The organism is Microbispora sp. NPDC049633, assembly GCF_040675265.1.
Lineage (GTDB): Bacteria > Actinomycetota > Actinomycetes > Streptosporangiales > Streptosporangiaceae > Microbispora > Microbispora maris.
Genome location: NZ_JBFAOO010000240.1, coordinates 1 through 10,190, shown reverse-complemented (window position 1 = coordinate 10,190; position 10,190 = coordinate 1). Strand labels below are relative to the sequence as shown.

Here is a 10,190-nt window from a genome sequence, read left to right as displayed (position 1 = left end):
CGGGCCCCGGGCAGCGGCACGCCCGGGGCCCGGTCCCGTACGGCCGGCCAGGGCGTCCGCCACGACCCCGGTCGCGAAGGCGTAGACGGCCTTGTGGAGCAGGTCGACGCCCAGCTCGAACCGGGGCCAGGTCGGGGGCGGCGCGCCGACGCCGGTGGCGTTCTCCAGGATCTGGTCGTTGGTGAGCCGCACCACGGCGAACTTGGCCGACGACCACGGGCCCCGCAGCCCGGCGTGGGCCATCACGGACCGCAGGACCCCCAGCAGCGCGCCCTCGCCGTAGTGCATGGCCCAGTTGACGGCGTCGGAGGCGCGCCCGGACCGCTCGGCCATGCCGGTCAGGCGTTCGAGGACCCGTGCCGGGACATAGGAGTCCGGCCGCCCGGTCACGCGCTGCTCCAGCTTCTCGCCGAGGGTCATCACGACCGCCCCGGCCGCCCCGGCGACCAGGCCTTCCCACAGGGCTCGCCTCATCATGCAGGCTTCGTACCCGGTGGCCGGGCGGTGTCCCCGGCGGGGGTCCACAGCTTCATGAAGACCTGCGTCGCCGGGCCGATCGTCAGGGCGAAGACCACCGTTCCGATGCCGACCGTGCCGCCGAGCAGCCAGCCCACGGCGAGCACGGTGATCTCGACGACCGTGCGGGCGACCCGGATCGACAGGCCGAGCCGGTTGAGGCCCGTCATCAGGCCGTCGCGCGGCCCCGGGCCGAAGCCCGCGTGGATGTAGAGCCCGGAGGCGGCGGCGATGGCGAGGATGCCGCCGAGGAGGAAGGCCCACTGGACCGGCCAGGCCGCGGGCGCGGGGACCAGTGCCATCACGCCGTCGGCGCTGGTGCCGACCACCAGGACGTTGCTGATCGTGCCGAGGCCGGGCCGCTGCCGCAGGGGGATCCACAGCAGCAGCACCAGCGCGCCCACCAGGTTGATGCACAGGCCGATCGACCACCCGGTGCGCACCGACATGCCCTGGTGGAAGACCTCCCAGGGGTCGAGGCCGAGCCCGGACCTGACGAGCAGCGCGATGCCGCCGCCGTAGAGCACGAGGCCGGCGTAGAGGCGGACGAGCCGGAGCGCGAGCGAGCGGGAACGGGGGAGGGAGAAGCGGGAGCGAGCGGGGGCGGGGGAGGTGGAGAGTTCGGTCATAGTCGGCCCATCGTGCAGGCCGGTGAGGTTGCGAGGAAAGAGCCAATCGGAGAAATTGGCCTTTATGGATCGATATCTCAGCGCCCCTCAGCTCGCCCGGCTCGTCCGGGTGCCCTCCGAGGCCCGGCCCTACTACCGGGCGCTCGCGGAGGCGGTGCGCGGCCTGGTCCTCGACGGACGGCTCGCCGTCGGGGTGCGCGTGCCGGCCGAGCGACACCTGGCCGAGGCGCTCGGTGTGAGCCGCACCACCGTGACCTCGGCGTACGACCGGCTGCGTGAGCAGGGCTATCTGGAGAGCAGGCAGGGGTCCGGCAGCCGTACGGCCCTGCCCGACGCCGGTGCGCTCGGGACCGACAACCCGTGGCTCGCGTCCGACGACGACGGGCTGCTGCCGCTGCACGCGGCCGCGCCCCCGGCGACCGCCCTGCTCGGGGAGGCCCTTGAGGAGGCGGGCCTGGCCTACCACCGGTACGCGCTGGGCATGGGCTACCACCCGTCCGGGCTCGCGCCGCTGCGTGAGGCGATCGCCCGCAGGTACGGCGAGCGGGGGCTGCCCACCCGTCCCGAGCAGATCCTCGTCACGGCCGGGGCCCAGCATGCGATCCATCTGCTGATGTCCGCGTTCGCGGAGCCGGGTGGATCGGTGCTGGTCGAGTCGCCGACCTACCCACACGCGATCGACGCGGCGCGGCTGCGGGGAGCCCGCCTGGTGCCGGTGGGCGTCCAGGAGGACGGCTGGCATCTCGACCTGGTGAGCTGCGCGATGCGTCAGTCGGCGGCCCGCCTCGCCTATGTCATCCCCGACTTCCAGAACCCGACAGGACACCTGATGTCCGACGCCGATCGCGGCGCGCTGGTGGACGCGGCCCGCCGGCACGGGGTCACGCTGATCGCCGACGAGAGCTGGGCCGAGATCGCGCTGGACGACACGGCCCGCGCGGCGCCGCTGGCCGCGTTCGACACCGACGGCCGGGTGATCAGCGTGGGGTCGGCCTCGAAGCTGTGGTGGGGCGGCCTGCGGGTCGGCTGGATCCGGGCGAGCGCCGCGACGGTGCGCCGCCTGGCCGTGCTCCGCGCCGCCGTGGACATCGCGGGCGGGGTGTTCGAGCAGCTCGTGGTGGCGCGCCTGTTCGAGCGGGTCGAGGAGGCGCGCGCCGAGCGCCGCCGTGAGCTCGGCGCGTCGTGCGCGGCGCTCGCCGCGGTCCTGCGCGAGGAGCTGCCGGGCTGGGCGTTCACGGTGCCGCGCGGCGGCGGCTCGCTGTGGGTGCGGCTCGACGGGCCGGTGGCGGACGCGGTCGCCGCTGCCGCCGCCGCCCGAGGCGTCCGGCTGGCCCCGGGACCGTGGTTCGGCGTGGACGGCGCGCTGGAGCGGTATCTGCGGCTGCCGTTCACACAGCCGCCGGCCGTGCTGGAGGAGGCGGTGCGCCGCATCGCCCGCGATCCCGCCGGTTACCGGCCGCGCGAGCCGCTCACGCCGATCCTGTGACCGGTCCTCAGCTGGGCGCGGGCACGGGCGGCACGTGGTCGTGCTCGGCCATCAGCACGCGGAGCCTGCGGACGAACACCAGCATGACGAGCCCCGCCGCGATCGCGGCGAGCGCGAGGGTGAGGTAGTACGCGGGCATCGGCACGACCTTGGTCAGCCGGTAGGCCTGGCCGCCGACGGAGTCGCCGAGGGCCATGGAGAGGAACCACAGGCCCATGAGCTGGTTCTCGAACGCCCGGGGGGCGAGCTTGTTGGTGACCGACAGCCCGGCCGGACTGAGGAACAGCTCGCCGACGGTCTGGATGAGGTAGACCGACAGCAGCCACATGACCGAGACCTTCACGCCGCCCGAGGCGATGCCGGCCGCGACCGACATGACGACGAAGCTCAGCCCGACGACCACCAGGCCGACCGCGAACTTGAGCGGTGTGCTGATGCGGGTGCCGGCCTTGAGGAACATCTGCGCGAAGAGGGGGGCGACGAGGATGATCGCGAGCGAGTTGACGTTGCCCACCCAGCCCGGCGGGATCGTGAAGCCGAACACGTCCAGGTCGGTGTCGTGCTTGGCGAACAGCAGCAGCGCGCTGCCGGCCTGATCGTAGACGAGCCAGAACATCGCGGCGGCGAGGAACAGCCACACGTAGGCGCGCAGCCCGGTCCGCTCCTCCGCGGTGACCTCGCGTGAGGTGAACAGGAAGGCGAAGTAGGCGACCGGCACGACCGCCGTCACGACCGTGAGCACGAGGGCGAAACGGTCCACGGTCAGCGTGCCGCTGACCGCCCACAGGGCCAGCGCGGCCGATCCGGCGGCGAGCCCGACGCCCGCGACGAGCTTGAACCGCCGCTGCTCCTCGGGCGTGAGCCGGTGGTCCGGCTCCTCGCCGGCGCCGCACAGCGTCGCCCGGCCCCGCACGTACTGCGCCAGGCCGATGGCCATGCCGACCGCCGCCGCCCCGAAGGCGAGATGCCAGCGGCCGCCCGTCTGCAGCCAGGGCACGACCATGATGCCGAGGAAGGCGCCCAGGTTGATGCCCATGTAGAAGACCGTGTAGCCGGAGTCGCGCCGGGCGTCGTCCTCGTGCCGGTACAGCTCGCCCACCAGCGCCGACATGTTCGGCTTGAGCAGCCCGCTGCCCAGCGCGATCAGCACGAGACCGAGCCAGACGAACCCCCCGGCCATGGGCAGCGCCATGCTGACGTGGCCGCCCATGATGATCAGGGCGCCGGCCAGCACGGTCCTGCGCGCGCCGAGCAGCCGGTCGGCGAGCCATCCGCCCACGAGGGCGAGCAGGTAGACCGAGGCGATGTAGACGCCGTAGACGCCGACGGCGGTCGTCTCGGGCAGGCCCATGCCGCCGCGCGCGACGGGCGCGGTCAGGAACAGCACGAGGACGGCGCGCATGCCGTAGTAGCTGAAGCGCTCCCACATCTCCGTGCCGAACAGCGTGGCCAGCCCCCGTGGATGGCCGAAGAAGGTTCGCTCTCCCACCGGCGGACCCGATCTTCCGGATGCCATGCGTTCTCCCCCTCGCATCGTTCTCGTACCTTACCTGCCTTTATGTCTTATTTGTCCGATTGTGATGGCATCGCATATCACATCCGCTCGCGCTTCTCTCCACCGGGGTCTTGTCCGCGGCTGATCTTTTGTGATGCGATGCATGCCACGCGTGCGAGATGCCCCTTGGGAGGCGCGATGACCGGCGTACTTGAAGACCGGGCGGCGATCGAGCGGGAGATCGCGGGCAGAACGGTGTGCGAGCAGCTCAGCTGGGCCGCGCGGGAGCATCCGGACTCGCCGGCCTACTCCGATCCCGCCGGAGACGAGTGGACGACGCTGACCTACGCCGAGGCGCGCGGGCGCGTGCTGGAGATCGCCGCGGGCTACGCCGCGCTGGGCCTGCGGCCGGGCGACGCCGTCGCGCTGATGCTGGTCAACCGCAGTGAGCACGTGCTCGCCGACCTCGGCGCCGTCCACGCGGGAGCCGTCCCCTGCTCCGTCTACGCCACCTTCGCCCCCGAGCAGGTCGCGTACGTCGCCCGCGACGTCGGGGCGCGGATCGCGGTGCTCGGCGGCCCCGCCGACCTGGCCCGCTGGGAGCCGATCCTGGGCGAGCTGCCCGCGCTGACGAGGATCGTCATGCTGGAGGGCGCCCCCTCCGACGACGAGCGCTTCCTGAGCTGGGAGGCGTTCCTCAAGATCGGCGCCGACGCGCTGGCCGCCGACCCGGCCGAGGTGGACGCGCGCTGGCGCGCGGTGACCCCGGACGACACGCTGAGCGTCCTCTACACATCGGGGACGACGGGCAACCCCAAGGGCGTCCCGCTGACCCACGCGAACGTGTTCTTCGAACTCACCGCGACGCAGCGGATGATCGACCTGCCCACGCACGGCACGCAGATCTCCTACCTCACCTACGCGCACATCGCCGAGCGCGTGCTCAGCCTGTACCTGCCGCTGGTCAAGGTCAACCACGTGTACTTCTGCACCGACATGGCGAACCTCGGCGCGACGCTCGGCCAGGTGCGCCCGGTGCTGTTCTTCGGCGTCCCCCGCGTCTGGGAGAAGGTCACGGCCCGGCTGCAGGCGCTGCTGGCCGGCCAGCCGCCCGAGCAGCAGGAGAACGTTCGCGCCGCGATGGCCGCCGGGCTCGCCTACATCGAGGGGCTGCAGTACGGCCACACGGTCACGCCCGAGGTGCGGGAGGCGTACGAGCGGGCCGACGCGGCGCTGCTGTCGCTCATCCGCGGCATGATCGGCCTCGACCAGGCGCGCTGGTGCGCCACCGCCGCCGCGCCGATGCCGATCGAGGTGCAGCGCTTCCTCGCCGGCCTCGGCCTGAAGGTCATCGACGTGTACGGCATGACCGAGACGACCGGCGCGTTCACCGCCAACTCGCCGGACGTCTTCAAGCTCGGCACGGTGGGCCGGGCCGAGCCGGGCGTCGAGGTGCGGATCGCCGAGGACGGCGAGATCCTCACCCGCAGCCCGCTCAACACGCGGGGCTACCTCGGCCTCCCCGAGGCGACCGCCGAACTGCTCGACGCCGACGGCTGGCTGCACACCGGCGACGTGGGGTCGATCGACGAGGACGGCTTCGTGCGCATCGTCGACCGCAAGAAGGAGCTGTTCATCACCTCGGGCGGGGAGAACGTGTCCCCGGCCGTCATCGAGGGGCACCTGAAGGAGCACCCGCTCATCGGGCAGGCCCTCGCCTACGGGGACCGCCGGCCGTACCCGGTGGCGATCCTCACCCTGGACGGCGAGGTCGCGCCCGAGTGGGCGCGGGCGCGCGGCGTCCCCTTCGAGTCCCTGGCCGACCTGGCCGGGCATCCGGACGTGCTCGCCGAGATCGAGGCGGCCGTCGAGGCCGCCAACCGCAGGCTCGCCCGGGTGCAGCAGATCAAGAGGTGGCGGCTGCTGCCCGCCGAGTGGACCGCCGAGACCGAGGAGCTCACGCCCAGCCTCAAGCTCAAGCGCCGGGTCGTCCACGCGCGGTACGCCGACGTGATCGAGGAGCTGTACGCGACCGGCTGAGCGCGGGGAGGTCTCCCGCCGGGCCGCACGACCGGACCGAGTTCACGGGCCGGTTTTTTACCTGACCGGGAGTGTGTCGAGGGCGGGGCGGCCCCCAGTCGTGCGTACGGTCACGGGGCATGATGAGACCTCTGTTCGCGACGCTGGCCCTCGCGGCCGCGACGGCGGCGGCGGCCGTGCCGGGCCCCGCCTCCGGTGACCTGGCCATCCGCTCGGTCGAGGTGCGCCCGTCCGATCCGGTGGTCGGCCCCAGCGGGTCGGTGCGACTGGTCGTCGACGTGGTGGCGCGCGGCGCGGAGCGCGTCTCCGTCGTCCTGGAACCCGGCCGCGCGCCCTCCGACGAGGACGAGCCCGGGAAGGAGCCCGGGCCGGACGTGTCCCCCTCGCCGCCGTCCGGCGACGCCGTGCCGGTGCCGTCCGCCTCCCCGGATCCGGGGGGCTTCCCGGCTCCCGCCGTGCCCGGTTCGGTGCCCGGTTCGGTGCCCGGTTCAGTGTCCGCTGTCGGGCCGGCTGTCGGGCCCCTGCCGGGCCTGGGCGGGCTTGCGTCCGCGATGCCCGGCGTGGTGGGCGTGTCGCCCGCGGGTGCCCGGCCGGCCTGGCGCGTCTCCCCGGCGTCGTCGGGGGAGTGGGAGACCTGGCGGTTCCTCCCGGACAAGCCGTTGTCGCGGTGGTACCGCAGCGGCCCCTGGACGGTCACCGCGACGGCGGTGAACGCGCGGGGCGAGCGGGCCGTCGCCCGCGCGGGCTTCAACCTGCGCCGGGCGACCGAGATCGAGGGACTCAAGGCGGTGCGCGACGGGGACGCCGTGCGGGTCACCGGGACGCTGCTGCGGGTGGACCCGGGCGGCAAGGTCGACTACCGGCCCTTCGCGGGGCAGCGGGTCGAGATCCGCTTCCGGCCCGCCGGGTCGCCCCGCTGGAAGACCGTGGGGGAGGCGGTCACCCGGAGGGACGGCTGGTTCAGCGCCCGGCTCCGGGCGGAGGGAGAGGGCACATGGCGCGCCGAGTATGCCGGTACGTCCAGATATGCCGCCGACACAAGTCCGCAGCGTGAGGCATAAAGGTCGATTTAAGCCATATAAGCACATAAAGCCGACATAGTGGACAGTTACCATTTTGTGATATTTTTCGTGGAAGAGTGAGGCAACTTTTCTCCTCCTTGTGACGTCTATGACGTAGGTGCGTCCCAAACCGGGACGCGATCCTTGAAACGGGGAGAGGATTTAGCCTCATGGAGAAACGAGTCGCTACCGCCCTGGTAGCGGTCGCCATGGGCGCCACGGCGCTCGCGACTGCGCCCGCGTACGCGGACCCTGTCGCGCCTTCGCCGACGCCCACGTCGGACTCCACTCCTTCGGACAACGCCCGCAAGCCGTACACGCCGGACCCGCGCATCGTGTCGGTCGACGTCGACCCGAACGTGGTCGTGGTGAACAGGGGCCGGTCGGCCCAGGTCACCGCCCGGGTCACGACCAAGGACGTCAAGAGCGTCGACATCGACCTGTGGGGTCCGAGGGGTCGCAGCGACCACGGCGGCGACCACTGGTTCGGAAAGCGCAAGGGCGGCCCGAACGACGGTCCGAAGTTCGACCACGCGTCGCGGTCGTGGCGCTTCGACTGGAGCGACCGCACCGGCACCTACAAGGTGCACGTGGAGGCGATCGGCCTCGACGGCAAGAAGTACACCGCCGACCGCACCTTCACGGTGAAGCGCAACGAGTGGCACGCGCCTCGCCCGTCGGGCCCGAAGGCGACCCGCATCGCCGGCTTCGACGCCACGCCCGAGCCGGTCCGCAAGGGCCGCTCGCTGACCCTCAAGGGCACGCTGCAGACCGCGAAGTGCTGGGGTGACTGGTACTACGACGACTGGAACGACTTCTCCGGCCGTCGCGGCGGCGACCGCTACTGCTCCGACAGCCGCAACTACTGGAACGACTGGCGCTGGCTGGGCTCGCAGGACGTGAAGATCTACTTCCAGCCCTCGGGTTCCCGCCGCTGGCAGTACATCGACACCATCGAGACCGACGGCGACGGCGACTTCGCCGCCAAGGTCCGGGCCTGGCGGTCCGGCACCTGGGCGGTGCGGTTCGACGGCAACCGCCGTCTCAAGGGCTCCGAGGCGACCGACTACGTGAAGGTCTGGCGCCACTAGGAATCCGCCCGCGTCGCCCGGTCCCCGTACGGGGGCCGGGCGTCCGCTTTTTCTCTGACGCGGTTCCTGATTAAAGGTGACAGTTGGGGTAGAGAGGTCCCGGCGTGCGCGTGAAACCTGCATAGTGAGTGGAGCGCCGCGGTCACGAACGGCGAGCATCCGCTCGCACCGCGTGTAGGGGGTCTGGATTGATCCGACTGATGCTCGCCGAGGACATGCACCTCATCCGCAAGGCGCTGGTCGCTCTGCTGTCGAGCGAGGACGACCTCGAGGTGGTGGCCGAGGCGGACAAGGGCGAGGACATCGTCCGGCTCGGCTGCCTGCGGCGTCCCGACGTCGCGGTGCTCGACATCGGGATGCCCGGTGTCGACGGCCTCACCGCGGCGGCCGAGCTGCACCGCCGATTACCCTCGTGCAGGACCGTCGTGCTCACCGGCCTCGGCACGCCGACCGCGCTGCGTAAGGCGCTGGACGCCAACGTGCGCGGCTTCGTCGTCAAGGACGCCTCGCCGGGCCACCTCGTGGACTGCATCCGCCGTGTGGCCAAGGGAGAGCGGGTCATCGACCCCGAGCTCGCGGTGGCCGCGCTCGACGCCGACGCCAACCCGCTGACCGCGCGTGAGCTCGACGTCCTGGAGACCGCCGCCTGCGGCGCGACCGTCGGCGAGATCGCCGACCGCCTGTCGCTGTCACGCGGCACGGTCCGCAACTACCTGTCCCGCATCCTCACCAAGGTCGGCGCCCGCTCACGCGTCGAGGCGATCCAGATCGCCTCCGAGTGCGGCTGGCTCTGGCCCACGGCCGGGCGCGACATCGGCATCCTGCGCTACCGCTCCCGCCGGTAGCGGCGCCGGCGCCTCCCAATGGCCGACCAGGTCCGCGTACAGCGGCGAGGCGGCCACCATCTCCGCGTGCGTGCCGAGCAGGACGCGGGTGCCGTCCATGACCAGCACCCGCCGGGCCCGCAGGGCCGAGGAGATCCGGTGGGCCACGACGATCACCGTGCCCTCGCGCGCCGCGAACGCCGCCTCCGCCCGCGCCTCCGCGGCCGGGTCGAGATGGCAGGTCGACTCGTCGAGCACGACCAGCCGGGCGGGGGACAGGTAGGTCCTGGCCAGCGCGACGAGCTGCCGTTCGCCCGCCGACAGCTCGGCCGGGTCGAGCGGGCCGCCCGCCGTACGCCGTGCGAGCTCCGCCAGCCCGAACACCGCCACCGCCTCGTCCACCCGCTCCGCGGGCGTCCCCGGCGCGAGGTAGGTCAGGTTCTCCGCCAGGGTGCCGGGGAAGACGTACGCCTCCTGAGGAATCAGCGCGCGGGCGGCCGGATGGACCTGTGCGGCCGGGACGCCGCCGACGAGGACCTCGCCGTCGTCCGGGCGCAGCAGACCGGCGACGAGCGCCGCCAGCGTGGACTTGCCGATCCCGCTCGGGCCGACGACCACCAGGTGGTCGCCCTCGGGCACGTCGAGGTCCAGGCCGTCGATCACCGGCTCGGCGGCCTTCTGACCGGGAGCGCCGTAGGCGAAGCGGACTCCGCGCAGCTCCAGGCGGACCCCGCCGGGCCGCCGGTCGCCGTGTGCGACGGGCGGGCCGGGGGCGTGCAGGATGCGCTCCAGCGTGACGGCCAGGCGGACGCCGCTGACGCCGAGGCCCTGCACGAGGCCTCCGAGCGCGGGGGCGAGCGACTGCATCACGTAGGTCAGCGAGCCGAGGATCACCCCGCCGGTGACCCCCTGGCGCACCAGCCAGGGCGCGCCCGCGAGCAGGAGCACGACCGGCAGCCAGGCTCCCACCGCCAGCGACAGCGTCCGCGACGCCGTCACCCGGGCCAGTGCCCGCGCGGCTCTCGCCTGCCGGGAGACCTCCCGCCCG

General features: G+C 72.7%; 9 protein-coding genes. 5 read left to right on the top strand and 4 right to left on the bottom strand.

All coding sequences use genetic code 11. The features are described 5' to 3' along the window. On the bottom strand, nt 1-477 hold a 477-nt coding region (locus AB0J39_RS35045), incomplete at its 3' end, for a hypothetical protein (protein WP_363472680.1). Then, nucleotides 474-1,145: a hypothetical protein gene (locus AB0J39_RS35040; protein WP_363472678.1), complete on the bottom strand. Its 672-nt coding sequence runs from the start codon at nt 1,143-1,145 to the stop codon at nt 474-476. The genes AB0J39_RS35040 and AB0J39_RS35045, both read right to left, overlap by 4 nt. A 64-nt stretch (nt 1,146-1,209) precedes the next feature. Between AB0J39_RS35040 and AB0J39_RS35035 the strand changes: the two genes are divergently transcribed. Continuing rightward, entirely contained in the window at nt 1,210-2,631 is a 1,422-nt protein-coding gene (locus AB0J39_RS35035; RefSeq protein ID WP_363472675.1) for a PLP-dependent aminotransferase family protein, read from the top strand. Between the two features lie 7 nt (nt 2,632-2,638). Here the strand turns inward: AB0J39_RS35035 and AB0J39_RS35030 are convergent, their stop codons facing one another. Continuing rightward, nucleotides 2,639-4,120, bottom strand: a complete 1,482-nt coding sequence (locus AB0J39_RS35030) for a peptide MFS transporter (RefSeq protein ID WP_363472673.1) — start codon at nt 4,118-4,120, stop codon at nt 2,639-2,641. 204 nt (nt 4,121-4,324) lie between these two features. Between AB0J39_RS35030 and AB0J39_RS35025 the strand changes: the two genes are divergently transcribed. The 4 genes from AB0J39_RS35025 (at nt 4,325) to AB0J39_RS35010 (ending at nt 9,163) form a co-directional block, all read left to right on the top strand. Continuing rightward, a complete protein-coding gene (locus AB0J39_RS35025) occupies nt 4,325-6,166 on the top strand; it encodes an AMP-dependent synthetase/ligase (RefSeq protein WP_363472672.1) in 1,842 nt (613 codons plus the stop codon). A gap of 119 nt (nt 6,167-6,285) precedes the next feature. Continuing rightward, nucleotides 6,286-7,227: a hypothetical protein gene (locus tag AB0J39_RS35020; protein WP_363472671.1), complete on the top strand. Its 942-nt coding sequence runs from the start codon at nt 6,286-6,288 to the stop codon at nt 7,225-7,227. A gap of 170 nt (nt 7,228-7,397) precedes the next feature. Next, a complete protein-coding gene (locus tag AB0J39_RS35015) occupies nt 7,398-8,318 on the top strand; it encodes a hypothetical protein (RefSeq protein WP_363472669.1) in 921 nt (306 codons plus the stop codon). A gap of 188 nt (nt 8,319-8,506) precedes the next feature. Then, nucleotides 8,507-9,163, top strand: coding sequence for a response regulator transcription factor (locus tag AB0J39_RS35010; RefSeq protein WP_363472667.1), 657 nt, complete (start codon nt 8,507-8,509; stop codon nt 9,161-9,163). On the opposite strand, the gene AB0J39_RS35005 is transcribed toward AB0J39_RS35010, so the two are convergent. Next, on the bottom strand, nt 9,065-10,190 hold a 1,126-nt coding region (locus AB0J39_RS35005; protein WP_363472665.1), incomplete at its 5' end, for an ABC transporter ATP-binding protein. The two genes, AB0J39_RS35010 and AB0J39_RS35005, sit on opposite strands and share 99 nt — an antisense overlap.

What these genes read in the sequence shown, in the direction of transcription:
- AB0J39_RS35040 (WP_363472678.1), bottom strand. Translation starts at nt 1,145, where the DNA reads ATGACCGAACTCTCCACCTCCCCCGCCCCCGCTCGCTCCCGCTTCTCC.
- AB0J39_RS35035 (WP_363472675.1), top strand. Translation starts at nt 1,210, where the DNA reads ATGGATCGATATCTCAGCGCCCCTCAGCTCGCCCGGCTCGTCCGGGTG.
- AB0J39_RS35025 (WP_363472672.1), top strand. Translation starts at nt 4,325, where the DNA reads ATGACCGGCGTACTTGAAGACCGGGCGGCGATCGAGCGGGAGATCGCG.
- AB0J39_RS35020 (WP_363472671.1), top strand. Translation starts at nt 6,286, where the DNA reads ATGATGAGACCTCTGTTCGCGACGCTGGCCCTCGCGGCCGCGACGGCG.
- AB0J39_RS35015 (WP_363472669.1), top strand. Translation starts at nt 7,398, where the DNA reads ATGGAGAAACGAGTCGCTACCGCCCTGGTAGCGGTCGCCATGGGCGCC.